General features: G+C 59.7%; 16 protein-coding genes and 1 tRNA gene. 4 read left to right on the top strand and 13 right to left on the bottom strand.

The genetic code is table 11. The features are described from left to right. Nucleotides 1-6 precede the first annotated feature (6 nt). Nucleotides 7-1,371, top strand: a complete 1,365-nt coding sequence (gene ppnN, locus DOM58_RS03330; RefSeq protein WP_110691761.1) for a nucleotide 5'-monophosphate nucleosidase PpnN — start codon at nucleotides 7-9, stop codon at nucleotides 1,369-1,371. A gap of 221 nt (nucleotides 1,372-1,592) precedes the next feature. Here the strand turns inward: ppnN and DOM58_RS03325 are convergent, their stop codons facing one another. The 12 genes from DOM58_RS03325 to DOM58_RS03270 form a co-directional block, all read right to left on the bottom strand. After that, nucleotides 1,593-1,961, bottom strand: coding sequence for a hypothetical protein (locus DOM58_RS03325; RefSeq protein WP_110691760.1), 369 nt, complete (start codon nucleotides 1,959-1,961; stop codon nucleotides 1,593-1,595). 23 nt (nucleotides 1,962-1,984) lie between these two features. Continuing rightward, a complete protein-coding gene (locus DOM58_RS03320) occupies nucleotides 1,985-2,446 on the bottom strand; it encodes a flavodoxin domain-containing protein (protein WP_075563799.1) in 462 nt (153 codons plus the stop codon). Nucleotides 2,447-2,570: 124 nt separating this feature from the next. Continuing rightward, complete coding sequence (ihfA, locus tag DOM58_RS03315) at nucleotides 2,571-2,879, bottom strand: integration host factor subunit alpha (RefSeq protein WP_075563798.1); 309 nt, start codon at nucleotides 2,877-2,879, stop codon at nucleotides 2,571-2,573. Nucleotides 2,880-2,907: 28 nt separating this feature from the next. Beyond that, nucleotides 2,908-5,289, bottom strand: a complete 2,382-nt coding sequence (gene pheT / locus DOM58_RS03310) for a phenylalanine--tRNA ligase subunit beta (protein WP_110691759.1) — start codon at nucleotides 5,287-5,289, stop codon at nucleotides 2,908-2,910. 28 nt (nucleotides 5,290-5,317) lie between these two features. Next, a complete protein-coding gene (gene pheS, locus DOM58_RS03305) occupies nucleotides 5,318-6,337 on the bottom strand; it encodes a phenylalanine--tRNA ligase subunit alpha (protein WP_075563796.1) in 1,020 nt (339 codons plus the stop codon). Nucleotides 6,338-6,496: 159 nt separating this feature from the next. Continuing rightward, the gene (gene rplT / locus DOM58_RS03300) at nucleotides 6,497-6,847 is read right to left on the bottom strand and encodes a 50S ribosomal protein L20 (protein WP_075563795.1); all 351 of its coding nucleotides are present in this window, start codon (nucleotides 6,845-6,847) and stop codon (nucleotides 6,497-6,499) included. Nucleotides 6,848-6,883: 36 nt separating this feature from the next. After that, entirely contained in the window at nucleotides 6,884-7,078 is a 195-nt protein-coding gene (rpmI, locus tag DOM58_RS03295) for a 50S ribosomal protein L35 (RefSeq protein WP_071230088.1), read from the bottom strand. Nucleotides 7,079-7,171: 93 nt separating this feature from the next. Then, on the bottom strand, nucleotides 7,172-7,711 hold the full coding sequence (infC, locus tag DOM58_RS03290; protein WP_075563794.1) for a translation initiation factor IF-3: 540 nt from the start codon (nucleotides 7,709-7,711) through the stop codon (nucleotides 7,172-7,174). A gap of 21 nt (nucleotides 7,712-7,732) precedes the next feature. Next, a complete protein-coding gene (thrS, locus tag DOM58_RS03285; protein WP_110691758.1) occupies nucleotides 7,733-9,646 on the bottom strand; it encodes a threonine--tRNA ligase in 1,914 nt (637 codons plus the stop codon). Nucleotides 9,647-9,662: 16 nt separating this feature from the next. Further along, nucleotides 9,663-9,860 (bottom strand): hypothetical protein, encoded by a 198-nt coding sequence (locus tag DOM58_RS03280; protein WP_110691757.1) that lies wholly within the window; start codon nucleotides 9,858-9,860, stop codon nucleotides 9,663-9,665. A 93-nt stretch (nucleotides 9,861-9,953) separates the two neighbouring features. Continuing rightward, nucleotides 9,954-10,835, bottom strand: a complete 882-nt coding sequence (locus DOM58_RS03275) for an OmpA family protein (protein WP_110691756.1) — start codon at nucleotides 10,833-10,835, stop codon at nucleotides 9,954-9,956. A 399-nt stretch (nucleotides 10,836-11,234) separates the two neighbouring features. Further along, complete coding sequence (locus DOM58_RS03270) at nucleotides 11,235-11,717, bottom strand: DUF2489 domain-containing protein (protein ID WP_110691755.1); 483 nt, start codon at nucleotides 11,715-11,717, stop codon at nucleotides 11,235-11,237. A 325-nt stretch (nucleotides 11,718-12,042) separates the two neighbouring features. Between DOM58_RS03270 and DOM58_RS03265 the strand changes: the two genes are divergently transcribed. Continuing rightward, on the top strand, nucleotides 12,043-13,497 hold the full coding sequence (locus DOM58_RS03265; protein ID WP_110691754.1) for an SLC13 family permease: 1,455 nt from the start codon (nucleotides 12,043-12,045) through the stop codon (nucleotides 13,495-13,497). Between the two features lie 103 nt (nucleotides 13,498-13,600). Here DOM58_RS03265 and DOM58_RS03260 read toward each other — a convergent pair. Beyond that, nucleotides 13,601-13,677: transfer RNA gene (locus tag DOM58_RS03260), tRNA-Pro, on the bottom strand. A 243-nt stretch (nucleotides 13,678-13,920) separates the two neighbouring features. Between DOM58_RS03260 and DOM58_RS03255 the strand changes: the two genes are divergently transcribed. Next, the gene (locus DOM58_RS03255) at nucleotides 13,921-14,289 is read left to right on the top strand and encodes a CidA/LrgA family protein (RefSeq protein WP_110691753.1); all 369 of its coding nucleotides are present in this window, start codon (nucleotides 13,921-13,923) and stop codon (nucleotides 14,287-14,289) included. Further along, entirely contained in the window at nucleotides 14,286-15,014 is a 729-nt protein-coding gene (locus DOM58_RS03250) for an LrgB family protein (RefSeq protein ID WP_110691752.1), read from the top strand. Before DOM58_RS03255 ends, DOM58_RS03250 begins: the two co-directional genes overlap by 4 nt. The last annotated feature ends 70 nt before the right edge of the window (nucleotides 15,015-15,084 follow it).

Below are 15,084 nucleotides of genomic sequence, written 5' to 3'. Positions count from 1 at the left end.
CCGTCCATGCCTGAGACGCTATCAACCATCGTCTCCCCCGAGGGGAGTCTCGAGGTCCTGTCCCAGTCCGAAGTCAACCGGCTGAGAGATACGTCGACGAGCGGTCTTCACGATCTGGTCAGGCGCTGTGCGCTGGCCGTTCTCAATTGCGACACCCCGACCGACGATGGCCTGGCGGTCATGGAAGCGTACAAGGATTTCGACATCGAAGTCCTGCAACAGGATCGCGGCATCCGGCTCAAGCTTTCCAACGCCCCGGCCTGCGCGTTCGTCGATGGACACATGATTCGTGGCGTACGCGAACAGCTGTCCGCGGTGCTGCGCGACATCGTCTACGTCTACAACGAGATCCAGAACAACCCCAGGTTCGATCTGCGGACCAACGAAGGCGCCACCAACGCGGTATTCCATATCCTTCGCAACGCCAGCACGCTGCGCACCTCACAGGAGCCGAGCCTGGTGGTGTGCTGGGGCGGCCATTCGATCACCCGCGAAGAGTATGACTACACCAAGGCGGTGGGTTATCACATGGGGCTGCGCGGGCTGGATATCTGCACCGGGTGCGGTCCCGGCGCCATGAAAGGCCCAATGAAAGGCGCCAACCTCGCCCACGCCAAGCAGCGGCGCAAGGGCAGTCGATATCTGGGAATTTCCGAGCCGGGCATCATCGCCGCCGAATCCCCCAATCCGATCGTCAACGAACTGGTCATCATGCCGGACATCGAGAAGCGCCTGGAGGCGTTCGTGCGGATCGGCCATGGCATCGTGGTGTTTCCCGGCGGCGTGGGGACAGCGGAAGAGATCCTCTATCTGCTCGGCATTCTGATGCACCCGGACAACCGGGATATCCCCTTTCCGGTCATCTTCACCGGCCCGGAGAGCGCCCACGACTATTTCCAGCGCATCGACGAGTTCCTGCGCTATACGCTGGGCGAGGAAGTTCGTCGCCACTATCGCATCGTGGTCGACGATCCCGTCAGCGTTGCGCGTCTGATGCGCGACGGCATCCAGGAGGTGGCGGAGTTTCGGCGCGAAAAGAATGACGCGTTCTACTTCAACTGGCGTCTCAACATCGCCGCCGGTTTCCAGCAGCCCTTCGAACCGACGCACGAGGCGATGTCCGCGCTGGCGTTACATCACGACCAGCCCAATCATGAGCTCGCCGCCAATCTCCGACGGGCCTTCTCGGGCATCGTCGCTGGCAACGTCAAGGAACCCGGCTTGCGCGCCATCGCGGCTCGCGGCCCCTTCCGGTTGCATGCGGAGTCTGAGTTGATGACTAGGCTGGATACACTGCTGACCTCATTCGTGGCCCAGGGCCGGATGAAACTACCGGGCAGCGAGTACGTTCCCTGCTACACCCTTGGCTGACGTCGTACCGCGGGCCGACTGGGCCGTTGGCGCTGACGGCGCTTGATCGCAGAGCACGAAGGCCCTGCGCAAAGAGACAAAGAAATAGCGAAACGAAGACGGCGGNNCCGCCGTCTTCGTTTTCATGTCCCATTGATGGCAATCTGAGTGACGCCGCAAATGCTATCTGCTCGACGACTCTCAATTCCAGATCCCGCCTCGCCGAGTGAGCAATAACGGCTTCAGCGACGACGCCAGATCCGAGCCACCACGTGCAGCAGCAAACCCAGCGCTGCGCCTTGGGACAAGACGACCGCCCAATGATCGGCGGCCGTATCGAACCAGCGCCAGACCATCATCAGCACTATCCCGCCCAGCAGACAGGTAGCGAGATGTTTGATCGCTCCAGGGCAACGACTGCGCGCCTCCGGCCCCATTATCCGCCAGAATCCGATCAACGCGACAACGATTGCGGCCGCCAGAATCAGCAGCAGTGTCAACCGGGGAGTGTCGTGCAGGAACCAGTAGCGCGGCAGTGACAGCAGCATGACCAAACCCAGACCCAGCAGCGTGCTCCAGCGCGTGGCGGTCAGCGTTCTGGTCAAAGGCATACGCGAAGGCCCGCGCGACTCATTCACGTCCTCAGCCCCTGGGATTCGATCCATGATTCGACCCACGGAAGTGCGGCGTCGTCCGCCATAAAAGTTTCCATGGCGTCGATCTCGAGCCGCTCCCCCAGACGCTGCGCGCCCAGATCCGCCAGAATCTCGTCCAGCGCCCGGCCGGAACCGCAGAACGTATCCCCATACGAGCTGTCGCCGAGCGCGATCAAACCGTAGCGAAGCGATGCGAGGCTGGGCGGCTGGGACTTGAGTTGACGAACGAACGGCACGAAGTCGCCCGGGAAATCACCGCTCCCGGTGGTCGACACGCAGAACAGGGCCAGATCCGGCGGCTCGTCGATCAGGTCGTTCACCGACGGCTGCTCGATGATGACAACGTCGTAACCCGCCTGTTCGAACACCGGGGAAACCTGTTCCGCCACGTCGAGCGCCCCCCCGTAGACGGTACCGACGATAATCTTTAGCTTGGGCATAACACTCTGTCAGCAATTGATTTGCGCGGGAGCTTAGCATAGACCTCATGCGGGCTCACGGGGCAAAGTCCAAAGCATGACAGCCCGCCANNTGGCGGGCTGTCATGGCGATCACGAGAACGGCTCAGTCTTCCTGCAACTCGCCGTCGAAACTCTCGACCTTGGCCTTGAGCTTCTGCCCGGGCCGAAAAGTCACGACCCGTCTGGCGGAGATCGGAATCTCCTCGCCGGTCTTGGGATTGCGCCCGGGCCGTTCCCGCTTGTCGCGCAGGTCGAAATTACCGAAACCGGATAGTTTCACCTGTTCGTTCTCGCGCAGACAGCCGCGAATCTCTTCGAAGAACGTTTCCACCATGTACTTGGCTTCCCGTTTGGAGAAACCGAGTTCGGTGTGAAGATGCTCCGCAAGCTCAGCTTTCGTCAGCGCTCCCATGATCGCTCCCTTCGCGCAGGATGACGGATCAACTTCGCAGTGTGGCCCCGAAACGAGTTTGTGCCACTTCGACCACGCCTGCGATTAACTGATTGATTTCCTCGTCATTGAGAGTGCGCGAAGGATGCTGCCAGGTCAAGCCCAGGGCAATGCTCTTGAAGCCCTCCTCGACCCCTTTCCCCTGATAGACATCGAACAACTGCCACTGCGTGAGCCATTCACCAGCCCGGGCGCGGATGGCGTCCAGCAGTGGCGCGACGCCCACGTCATCGCTGACCACGAAGGCCAGATCCCGACGCACTTCCGGGAATCGCGACAGCGGTGTGAAGCGCGGAATCACGCCGCGGGTCAATGCCTCCTGCTCCACTTCGAACAGATAGACTTCGGGTTTGATGCCGAGCTCCGCGCGAACGGCCGGGTGCAGTGCCCCAAGCCAGCCCACGGCTTTACCCTGGCGATAAAGGCGTGCCGACCGCCCCGGATGTAGGGCAGGATGCATTTCCTCGATGAAGCTCCACGCATCTGCCTCGCCGCTCAGCGCGATCAGGCTCTCGAGATCGCCCTTGAGATCGAAGAAATCGACACCGTCGCGGGAAGAAAACCAGCCTTCCACTTCCCGCGAACCGCAGATCAGGCCGCCGAACATCGAGGTCTGCACCAGCGCGTCCAGCTCGCCCTGGAAGACCAACCCGGTCTCGAACAGTCGCACGCGCTGCTGCTGACGATTGAGGTTGTGTATCAGTGCCTTGATCAACCCCGGAAAGAGGCTATGTCGCATGACCGACATGTCGCTGGAAATCGGGTTGGCCAGCGTCGGAGACAGTGCGCCCGGCGTGATCAACGCCTGCAGCTCCGGCGACACGAAACTGTAGGTCACCGCTTCCTGATAGCCGCGCGAGACCATATGGCGGCGCAGACGGCGAAGCGGCTGGGACGCCTCGTCGTCCGACGTCAGGCTCAGCCGCGCCTGAGGCCGGCGCACCGGCAACCGGTTATAGCCATGGATACGCGCGATTTCCTCGATCAGGTCTTCTTCGACCGAAATATCGAAACGCCAGCTCGGAATCTGGACGTGCCAGCTTTGCCCCGGCGCAGAACTCGTCATCCCCAGGGATCGGAAAATCCGCTGGATGTCTTCATCGGGCAGACGAATTCCGAGACAGGCCGACAGTCGCTCTCGACGCAGCTCGACATCCGGACGACGAGGAAGATGCGCCGGCTGCCTGACTTCGGTGATCGGGCCCGGCGATCCGCCAACGATGGCGGTCAGCAGCTCGGTGGCGCGCTCCATGGCGGGGCGCGTGATATCCGGGTCCACGCCGCGCTCGAAGCGGTGCGAAGCGTCCGTGTGCAACCCGAACTCGCGTGCCTTGCCAGCGACGGCGAGCGGTGAAAAGTAGGCGGCTTCCAGAAACAGGTTGCGCGTTTCGCCACTGACCCCGGTTGCCTCACCCCCCATCACCCCGGCGATCGCCAGCGCACGATCATGGTCGGCGATGACGAGAGTGTCCCCGTCCAGCACCACTTCCTGTCCGTCCAGCAGCGTCAGCCGCTCGTCCGATCGCGCCCGACGAACCTCGATCCCGCCGTTCAGGGCATCGAGATCGAAAGCGTGCATCGGCTGCCCCAGCTCGAGCATGACGTAGTTGGTGACATCGACTGCCGGATCGATACTGCGGATACCGCTACGGCGGAGACGCTCGCACATCCACAGCGGCGTACTCGCCGTGATGTCCACGTCGCGAATGACCCGGCCCAGATAGCGCGGGCAACGTTCTCCATCGCTCACGACGACCGGAAACTGCGCGTTGTTGCGGGCCACGACCGTCGCGATGCCCGGCTCGTTCACCTTGGTCCCCGTCACGCAACCGACCTCACGCGCCATGCCACGCAGGCTGAGGCAATCCCCGCGGTTGGGCGTCAGATCGACCTCGATGGTGTGATCATCCAGTTGTAGCCAGGCCCGGAAGTCTTTCCCGACAGGCGCATCCGCCGGCAGCACGTAGATACCCTCGGAATGCCCTTCTTCCAGACCGAGCTCGGAGGCCGAGCAGATCATGCCTCGGGATTCGACGCCGCGAAGCTTGGCTTGCTTGATCTTGAAATTGTCGGGCAGCACCGCGCCGACCCGCGCGAACGGGACTTTCTGACCGGTGTCGACGTTGGGCGCGCCGCAGACCACCTGCACCGGCTCGCCGGATCCATCATCCACCTGACAGACATTGAGCTTGTCGGCGTCGGGATGTTGCGCCTTGGCGATGACCGTTGCCACAACCACGCCTTCGAAGATGGCACCAACGGGCTCGACCGCGTCGACCTCCAGGCCCGCCATGGTGATGGCATCGGCCAGCGCCTGGGTGTCGAGAGCCGGTGACACCCACTCGCGCAGCCACGCTTCGGAAAACTTCATCGGGATACTCCTTGACTGGGCGAGGACATCAGTTGAACTGACTCAGAAAACGCAGATCGTTATCGAAGAACAGGCGCAGGTCGTTGACGCCATAGCGCAGCATCGCCAGCCTCTCTGCCCCCATGCCGAAAGCGAAGCCGGTATAACGTTCGGCATCGATCCCCGAATGTCGAAATACCTCTGGATGAACCATGCCGCAGCCCATCACTTCCAGCCAGCCACTGTGCGAGCACACTCGGCAGCCGTTGCCCTGGCACATCACGCACTGGATATCGACCTCGGCAGAGGGTTCGGTGAAAGGGAAATAGGAGGGCCGGAAGCGCACATTCAGATCGTCGCGCTCGAAAAACGCCTGCAGGAAATCCGCAATGGTGCCCTTGAGATCGGCGAAGCTGACCCCTTCATCGACCAGCAGACCCTCCACCTGATGAAACATCGGCGTATGAGTCAGATCGGAATCACTGCGATAGACGCGCCCGGGACAGACGATACGAATCGGCGGTTCCTGGGACTGCATGGTGCGCACCTGCACGGGCGAGGTATGGGTACGCAGCAGCCGCGTGGCATCGAAGTAGAAGGTATCCGCCATCCCGCGGGCCGGGTGATGCGCGGGAATATTGAGCGCTTCGAAATTGTGGAAATCATCCTCGATTTCCGGCCCGACGGCGACCTCGAAACCGATATGCTGAAACAGCGACTCGATCCGCTCCAGCGTCCGCGTCACGGGATGCAGGCCACCGTTGACCTGGCCTCGCCCCGGTAGGGTCACATCGATGCGCTCGGCCTCGAGCCGACTCTGCATCGCGGCTTGCTCGATGATCTGCCTGCGCTGTTCGAGCTCACGCTGCAGGGCCTGTTTGGCCTCGTTGATCCGTTCCCCGGCGGCAGGGCGCTCCTCTGCAGACAGCTGCCCTAGCCCTTTGAGTAGCGCTGTAATCTCGCCTTTCTTGCCCAGAAAGCGAACACGCACCTGATCGAGTACCTGGGCGTCTTCAGCGGCGGCAATGGCCGCTCTCGCCTCGTTGACCAGGGCAGGAAGATGATCCATCCGTCGAGCTCCGCTTGTGATTCATGGCGCAGCGCCGTCGGTCACGAACGACGCGGCGATACGATATAAAACCTACGCTAAAAAAACAGGGGAAGAGCAGCTGCTCTTCCCCTGGATCGGTCATGCGACTCGTCACCCCGTAAGGTGAACTTGACTCGCTTATGCAGCTTTGGCTTTCTCGACAAGCGCCGTAAAGGTCGCTTTCTCGTGAACGGCCAAATCAGCCAGCACCTTACGGTCGATTTCGATGCCGGCCTTTTTCAGACCTGCCACGAAACGGCTGTAGGACATGCCATTGATGCGAGCCGCCGCATTGATACGCGTGATCCACAGAGCGCGGAACTGGCGTTTCCGTTGGCGGCGGTCGCGATACGCATACTGACCGGCTTTGATGACGGCCTGTTTGGCTACGCGGAAGACACGCGAACGCGCTCCATAGTAACCCTTGGCCTGCTTCATGATCTTCTTGTGACGACGACGTGCGACGACACCACGCTTGACGCGAGACATAGTTCTCTCCTGACGTTAAAGACTGACTACCAAGTGTTACAGATTGGGCAGCATGCGAGTTACGAGCTGCTTGTCGGCAGCGTGTACCTGCTTCATGCCACGCAGCTGACGCTTACGCTTGGTGGACTTCTTGGTCAGGATGTGACTACGAAAAGACTGTTTGTGCTTGAAGCCGTTACCAGTCTTCTTGAAGCGCTTGGCAGCGCCACTGTTACTCTTGATTTTCGGCATGGGAAAAACTCCACTCCGCTTTTTTTAGAAAACCCGAGGCCGGAAACGCCGGGCGCCATTCGCTCGCCGTCTCCCGTTCGACTTGCCCGCGGATCACTTCTTCTTGGGCGCAAGAATCATGATCATCTGTCGGCCTTCCATCTTGGGGAAGGATTCGACAGCGGCCAGCTCTTCCAGGTCGGCGGCAATCCGTTCCATCAGTCGACGACCGATGTCCTGGTGTGCCATTTCGCGACCGCGGAAACGCAGCGTGACCTTACCCTTGTCGCCACCTTCGAGGAAACGTATCAGGTTCTTGAGCTTCACCTGATAGTCACCCTCGTCCGTACCAGGACGGAATTTGACTTCCTTGACCTGGATCTGTTTGGTCTTCTTCTTCTGAGCCGACTTCTGCTTCTTCTGCTCGAAGAGGAACTTGCCGTAATCCATGATCTTACAGACGATAGGATCGGCATTGGAAATCTGGACGAGATCCATTCCGGCTTCCTCGGCGCGCTGAAGCGCCTCCTGCATGGGAACGACTCCCAGCTGCTCACCCTCGGCGTCGATCAGGCGAACTTCGTCTGCATGAATACGGTCATTAATGGGCGCGCGCTTTTCCTGAGGGCGCCCGCGCTGATTATTACGCTTGATCGTTAGATCTCCATTTGGCGATTAACGTTGCTGCTCCGGCTGATTGGCCTGCTGAAGCTGCGCTAACAGCGCATCGACAGTCACAGATCCTAGATCCTCACCGGACCGGGTACGTAATGCAACGGCACCCGATTCGACTTCCTTATCACCAACAACCAGCAGATAAGGAATCTTCTGCAGCGTATGCTCGCGGATTTTAAAGCCGATCTTCTCATTCCTCAAGTCCGACTCGACCCGAAAACCGGCTTCACGCAAGCGTTTGGCAAGATTTTCGGCATAATCACGCTGTGCATCCGTGATATTGAGCACGACAGCCTGGACCGGAGAGAGCCACAAAGGCAACGCCCCTGCGTAATGCTCGATCAAAATACCGATGAACCGCTCCATCGAGCCGACGATCGCCCGATGCAGCATGACCGGCACCTGGCGAGAACCGTCCTCGGCGACATACTGCGCGCCCAGACGGCTGGGCATCATGAAGTCGACCTGCATGGTACCGACCTGCCACTCGCGACCGAGGCAGTCTTTCATGTGATACTCGATCTTCGGGCCGTAGAACGCGCCTTCGCCGGGCAGTTCTTGCCACTCGACGTCGCAGTTGCCCAAGGCGGCCCGCAACGCCTCTTCGGCACGGTCCCACGTGTCATCGCTTCCGAGACGCTTTTCCGGCCGGAGGGCGATCTTGACGGCGATGTCCTCGAATCCGAAATCGCCGTAGACCTTCAGCGCCTGACGATGAAACGCTGTGACTTCGGGCTCGATCTGGCTCTCGGTACAGAAAACATGACCATCATCCTGCGTGAAGGCCCGAACGCGCATGATACCGTGTAATGCGCCCGAAGGCTCGTTTCGATGGCAGCCGCCGAACTCGCCATAACGAATCGGCAGCTCGCGGTAGCTTCGCAGACCGGAATTGAAGACCTGGACATGGCCCGGACAGTTCATCGGCTTGAGCGCGTATTCACGCTTTTCCGATTCGGTGAAGAACATGTTGTCGGCGTAATTGTCCCAGTGTCCGGATTTCTTCCACAGCGACACGTCCATGATCTGGGGACATTTTATTTCCTGGTAGCCACTACGCTTGTAGACGCCACGCATGTACTGCTCGACGGCCTGCCAGAGAGTCCACCCGCGAGGATGCCAGAACACCATCCCCGGGGCCTCTTCCTGCATATGGAAGAAGTCGAAGCGACGAGCCAGCTTGCGATGGTCGCGTTTTTCCGCTTCTTCGAGGCGCAACAAGTAGGCTTTCAGCGCCTTCTTGTCACCCCAGGCCGTGCCGTAAATCCGGGTCAGCATCGGCTTCGAGGCATCTCCACGCCAGTAGGCGCCTGCCAGCTTGGTCAGCTTGAAGGCTTTCAGATGCCGCGTGTTCGGCACGTGTGGGCCGCGACACATGTCGATATATTCCTGATGGTGATAGAGACGAATCGTCTCGCCTTCCGGAATGCTCTCGACGACTTCCTGCTTGTAAGGCTCGTTTCTTGACGCGAAGGTAGCCAACGCTTGCGATCGACCCACGTACTCCCGAACGACCTCGTACTCCTGATCGATCAGTGACTTCATCCGCGCCTCGATCGCTTCCAGATCCTCGGAGGAGAGAGAGGTTTCGAAGTCGATGTCGTAGTAGAAACCATCGTCGATCACCGGGCCAATCGCCATCTTGGCGTCCGGATACAGCTGCTTGATGGCGTGCCCCAGCAGGTGCGCACAGGAGTGGCGAATGATCGCCACGCCTTCGTCGTCTCTGGCGGTCAGGATAGCCACTTCGGCATCGCGATCGATGATATCGGCAGCATCGACTTCGACCCCGTCGATCTTGCCGGCAATACACGCCTTGGCAAGACCAGGGCCGATGGACTCGGCCAACTGCATGACCGTCACGGGTTCTTCGAAAGTTCTCTGACTGCCGTCAGGCAGTGTCACAATAGGCATGAAACATTCCTTACGTTCAGTGGTGGTCCACACCAAGGATCACATGAACTCGTTTATGAAGCAGAAGCACCACTTGTCGCCGGTTCGCATACGGGCGAACCCACTGTTGCTCGAAAGATGCGGTTTCGCGTGATATGGCGGTAATCGCGAAAACGTAGATTTGCAACGAGAAAACGCCTTCGCCATCGCTGGCAAAGACGCCGATTTTCAGCACTACCTTCTCTTGCCAACCCAGTTTTCTTTTACCCAATAATAAGGGCGCCCGAAGGCGCCCTCATCATCACATCAACTACGTGTAGTGGAAAGCTTACTTCCACTCACCCAGTTCGACGCGACGGTTCTGAGCACGACCTTCAGCAGTGTTGTTGCTGGCGATCGGCTGCTCTTCACCATGACCAGTGGTCTTGATGTTGTCGCCGGAGAATCCTTTGTTAACCAGGTAGGATTTCACGGAGTCGGCACGACGCTGTGACAGATCCTTGTTGTAGGCTGCTGAACCGACGGAGTCAGTGTAGCCTTCAACGCGGATGCGCAGCTTATCGTTGGTCATCAGCTTGTCGGAAACGCCATCCAGAATGGATTCTGCGCTGGAAGTCAGCTTGGCGGAGTCGAACTCGAAGTTGACGTCGCGAAGGACGACATCTTCTTCACAACCCAAGGAGTTAACTTCGGCACCAGCCGGGGTGTCAGGGCACTGGTCCTGATAGTCCGGCACGCCGTCACCATCGGAGTCCAGCGGGCAGCCCTGAGCGTTGACTTCAACGCCAGCCGGGGTTCCCGGACATTCGTCCATGTAATCCGGCACGCCGTCACCGTCGGTGTCGAGCGGGCAGCCAACAGCGTCAACCGCTACGCCAGCCGGTGTGTTCGGGCACTGGTCACGATCGTCCGGCACGCCGTCGCCGTCGCTGTCCATGACGTCCGAAGAGTAATCGGCGCACAGCAGAGCGCCGGCAGTTGCACCAGCAACGCCGCCAACTGCAGCACCGGTATCTTCGTCGGATTCGCCGCTAGTAGCATAACCGACACCGCCACCGATCAGACCGCCGGCAATGCCGCAGACAAACGGAGACTGGTACCAAGCCTGGTCGGACGAGCTACCAGTAGATTCCATACCGGAACTGGCACAACCAGAAAGACCGACTACCAGAGCAGAACCCAGTAGCAGGCCAGTCGTTGATTTTTTCATGTAAGACTCCTTCTTAACACAGCGCTAGTCGTAACGGGCGTTACCCAGCGGCTTCGAGTATAGAAGCCGAATTCGCCAAGAGGAAGGGGTCCCTCCCTCCTGATAACAAAGAAAACTTTGGCTGGCGTCATCAACACCGCTATGAACGGCGGTCAATGCCCCTTGCCTCTTTCCTTTGCAGCTCCGCAACAGCATTATCGATTCCAACCCGAGATGCAAACCGGTGTCGGGAAACACTGTTCTGTTTTAGCACCATTTCCCAGATTGGCAAAGCGGATTAGCGAAAACTTTGCACTTTTTCTTTATGCCTCCGCATTCCGAACACCGCATTTCCGTGGCGAGATAGCTCCTGTCCCCCAGATCCATGAACCCATTCTTCTCGGATGCCGGAAGCGATTTTCAATGGATAACGGCAGACCCGCTGCGCCCTTTCCTCTCTCGACAAAATTGCCGAAGCTCGATCGCTGCGAGATGCAGTCGATGCTCGTGGCGCTGAGCCATTTCTTCTCGCTGGCGATCCTCGCGGTGGCGTTCACGCGGGGACAGCTCGCGGCGTGCCTGATGGGTATGCAAATGTTCGGCCTCGGCTTGCACTTCACCGAGCACCCGCCAGGTTTCGCGGTCGACGAGGCGATTATCGATGATATCGAGCAGTACCTTGCACCGTAACGCCCCTTCCACCAAATCCACCTGACGCTCCGTCATCGCCTGTGACAGCGCGTCCAGACTGTCGATGCAGTTCTGATTGGCACGATCGATTTCAGCGGCTCGAAGCGCTCGCCGGCGCTTCACCTCGCTCCACAGCCGCCAGGCATAGATCGAGAGCGCGGCAATGATCACAACGGCGAGAATCGCGAATCCGGCTACGTAGGGAAACGACATGACAGTCAACGCCACCTTATAAGGGAAAATGTTTGACCGCGGTCAAAGGTTCGAGACCAAAAGGGTAACAGCATCTCGAATAGCTCACCTATTTATGCTTCTGCCACCTAATTTTATGCTTCTGCCACCTAATCCGTGAACGTTGATCCACGAACCATGACCATCGCGAAGACAGCTCCAACGCAGGAATGCAAGGCACCACCAGATCGGAGAATGTGCGGCAGCCTTATCGATTAGACCAAAGGCTAAGACACGACACCATCAGGGCGCCTACATCTTAAGTAGAATAGACACGACTCAAGCCACCCGAAAAGGAATTCACCTGATGGCGGAAGCTACAGATCAAGTGCCAAGCGCCCCGTCGATGGCCGCGCGCATCGGCCTCGTTCTCGGTCCGATCTGGATTATCCTAACACAGGTCTTGCCGGCACCAGCCGGCATGGAACCCGCCGCCTGGCACTGCGTCGGACTGGCGCTATTGCTGGCGACCTGGTGGGCGACCGAGGCGATCCCGATCCCGGCGACCTCGCTACTTCCCATTCCGCTGGCGCCCGCGCTCGGCATCGCCGAGCTCAAGGGTACTGCCGCCAGCTACGCCAACCCCACGATATTCCTGTTCCTGGGCGGCTTCCTGCTGGGGATCGCCATGCAGCGCTGGAATCTGCATCGCCGTATCGCGCTGCGCATTCTCAACGTCGTCGGCCAGAAGCCCAAGCAACAGATTGCCGGTTTCATGCTGGCGACGGGCTTCATCAGCATGTGGGTTTCCAACACCGCGACCGCCATCATGATGCTGCCGATCGGCATGTCCGTGGTTTCCCTGTTCGCCAGCGCGGATTCCGGCGAGGTCAAACGCTACGCTACCGCCCTGCTGCTGGCCATCGCCTACTCCGCCAGTATCGGGGGTATCGCCACGCTGATCGGTACGCCGCCCAACGCCATTCTCGCGGGCTACCTGTCGAGCGAACAGAATATCGAACTGGGTTTCGCGCAATGGATGATGGTCGGGCTGCCGGTCAGCATCGCGATGATGGTTGTCGCCTGGTGGTGGCTGACCCGCGGCGGTTTCAAGTTGAAGCTCGACGACGGCAGCGGCAATGTCATCGGCGATGAGCTGGCTAAACTGGGCAAGCTCAGCGCCGCGGAAGCCCGTGTCGGCATCGTCTTTCTACTGGCGGCCCTGGCCTGGGTAACTCGTCCGCTACTCAACGACTGGGGCGTCGAATGGCTTTCCGACACCTCTATCGCCCTGCTGGCCGGCGTCGCACTTTTCCTGATCCCCAGCGGCAATGAGCGCCACCGCCCGCTGTTGCTGTGGGAAGACGCCAGGGACCTGCCCTGGGGAATCCTGCTGCTGTTCGGTGGCGGCCTCGCTCTCGCCAGCACCATCAGCGGCTCCGGGCTCGCCGACTGGATCGCCAATCAGCTGAGCGTGTTTGGTGCGCTACCGTTGTTGTTGCTGATCGGGATCGTGGTACTGGTGATCATCTTCCTGACCGAACTGACATCCAACACCGCAACGGCCGCTGCCTTCCTGCCGCTGCTCGGCGCACTGGCCATGTCGCTAGGCGTCGATCCATTGCTGATTACCGTGCCGGCCGCCATCGCCGCCAGCTGTGCATTCATGATGCCGGTAGCCACACCCCCCAACGCCATCGTCTTCGCCACCGGACACATGAAGATCCAATCGATGATTCGAGCCGGGTTCCTGTTGAATATCGTGGGCACGGTACTGGTCACGTTGATCGGGATGGGCCTGATCGAACTGCTCTGGCTATGATTCGAATCGATCCACGACCTGCGGCCTAGCATCCCTATCGAAAGCGACTGAAAAGTCGACACAAAAAAATGGCCATCAGANNTCTGATGGCCATTTTCATATTTGGTCGGAGCGACAGGATTCGAACCTGCGACCTCTGCAACCCCATTGCAGCGCGCTACCAAGCTGCGCCACGCTCCGGTTTCGATCAGTCGCCGAAGTTCGGTCCCTGCGAAACGCTGCGTATACTACCTTGCACCCCGAGAAATGGAAAGCGCTTCTTAAGGCTTTTTTTTCAATTGCTTGCGAAGGCATGCGGTTCCGCGCCCGATCGATCCGGATACGGCTTCCCTATCACTTCGATGATTTGCACCGAGCCTCGTCTCCTGCTGGAGCCGCAGGTACAATCCATCAGCGCTAAGACCAAAGTCTAAGGATACTGCCATGGCACTGATCATCGGGATGAGCATTCTGCTCGGCTGCCAGTTTCTCGGCGAGATCATCAGCCGCGCCCTCGCGCTCCCCGTTCCCGGACCGGTTCTGGGCATGCTGATTCTGTTGATCGGTCTGATGATACGAGGCAGCGTTCCCGCCAGCCTGCGGACGCCGGGCGAAGGGTTGCTCAAATATTTGACGCTGCTGTTCGTCCCCGCCGGCGTGGGTCTCATCCAGCATTTCGGTCTGATCAGCCGGGAATTCGGGATTCTGATCATCACGCTGATCGTATCGACATCGGTGACCCTTCTGGTGACCAGCCAGATTCTGCAGCGTATCGCCGGCAGAACCCAACCTTCTCGAGAAGGCAAGACATGAACGGTTTGGGCCTTGCGCAGGTCTGGGTCTATCTGTCCGCCAGTCCGCTGTTGCATCTATTCGCCACCCTGCTGGCTTTCATCGTGGCCACCAGGATCAACCGCTGGGCGGGCGGAACTCCGCTTCTGCATCCGGTCATCGTGGCCATCGCCCTGCTGATCGGATTCCTGCTTCTGACCGACACGGACTACGCCACCTATTTCGAAGGCGCTCAGTTTCTGCACTTTCTACTCGGCCCGGCAACCGTTGCACTGGCTATTCCGCTCTACGATCATCGCGAACGCGTGCGTCGCATGCTGTGGCCCATCGTTGTCGGCACCCTGGCCGGCGTGGTGACCGCAGTGATTTCTGCCGTCGGCATCGCCATGGTTCTGGGGGCCGAGCCCGAAACGGTGCTGTCGCTGGCACCCAAATCGGTCACGTCTCCGATTGCCATGGGAATTGCCGAAAAAATCGGAGGGATTCCTTCGTTGACGGCCGGGCTGGTGCTGCTGACCGGTGTGGTGGGGTGCATCGTAGGGCCGTGGATTTTCCGACTGACCCGGATCACGGATCCCACCATCCAAGGCTACTCGATGGGGCTGGCAGCCCATGGCTTCGGCACGGCCTACTGCTTCGCCTCCATCGGCGCCGTGGCCGGCGCCTTTTCGGGATTGGCAATGGGCTTGTCCGGCCTGGTAACGGCCTTCGTGCTGCCGGCCATGGTTCATCTTCTCGGTTTCTGAGAGTCCGCCGTCAGGAAACGACGCCGGCTGACGATGGCTTCACGGCCGCTTACCGCCAGCCTTTCGCGCT

Origin of the sequence: Salinicola halophyticus (assembly GCF_003206695.1) — a bacterium.
Lineage (GTDB): Bacteria > Pseudomonadota > Gammaproteobacteria > Pseudomonadales > Halomonadaceae > Salinicola > Salinicola halophyticus.
This window is presented reverse-complemented; position numbering and strand designations above follow the sequence as displayed.

What these genes read in the sequence shown, in the direction of transcription:
- rpmI (WP_071230088.1), bottom strand. Translation starts at nt 7,078, where the DNA reads ATGCCGAAAATCAAGAGTAACAGTGGCGCTGCCAAGCGCTTCAAGAAG.
- DOM58_RS03250 (WP_110691752.1), top strand. Translation starts at nt 14,286, where the DNA reads ATGAACGGTTTGGGCCTTGCGCAGGTCTGGGTCTATCTGTCCGCCAGT.
- pheS (WP_075563796.1), bottom strand. Translation starts at nt 6,337, where the DNA reads ATGGATCATCTTCCTGCCCTGGTCAACGAGGCGAGAGCGGCCATTGCC.
- DOM58_RS03265 (WP_110691754.1), top strand. Translation starts at nt 12,043, where the DNA reads ATGGCGGAAGCTACAGATCAAGTGCCAAGCGCCCCGTCGATGGCCGCG.
- DOM58_RS03255 (WP_110691753.1), top strand. Translation starts at nt 13,921, where the DNA reads ATGGCACTGATCATCGGGATGAGCATTCTGCTCGGCTGCCAGTTTCTC.
- DOM58_RS03320 (WP_075563799.1), bottom strand. Translation starts at nt 2,446, where the DNA reads ATGCCCAAGCTAAAGATTATCGTCGGTACCGTCTACGGGGGGGCGCTC.
- ihfA (WP_075563798.1), bottom strand. Translation starts at nt 2,879, where the DNA reads ATGGGAGCGCTGACGAAAGCTGAGCTTGCGGAGCATCTTCACACCGAA.
- pheT (WP_110691759.1), bottom strand. Translation starts at nt 5,289, where the DNA reads ATGAAGTTTTCCGAAGCGTGGCTGCGCGAGTGGGTGTCACCGGCTCTC.
- ppnN (WP_110691761.1), top strand. Translation starts at nt 7, where the DNA reads ATGCCTGAGACGCTATCAACCATCGTCTCCCCCGAGGGGAGTCTCGAG.
- DOM58_RS03275 (WP_110691756.1), bottom strand. Translation starts at nt 10,835, where the DNA reads ATGAAAAAATCAACGACTGGCCTGCTACTGGGTTCTGCTCTGGTAGTC.
- rplT (WP_075563795.1), bottom strand. Translation starts at nt 6,847, where the DNA reads ATGTCTCGCGTCAAGCGTGGTGTCGTCGCACGTCGTCGTCACAAGAAG.
- DOM58_RS03270 (WP_110691755.1), bottom strand. Translation starts at nt 11,717, where the DNA reads ATGTCGTTTCCCTACGTAGCCGGATTCGCGATTCTCGCCGTTGTGATC.
- DOM58_RS03325 (WP_110691760.1), bottom strand. Translation starts at nt 1,961, where the DNA reads ATGCCTTTGACCAGAACGCTGACCGCCACGCGCTGGAGCACGCTGCTG.
- thrS (WP_110691758.1), bottom strand. Translation starts at nt 9,646, where the DNA reads ATGCCTATTGTGACACTGCCTGACGGCAGTCAGAGAACTTTCGAAGAA.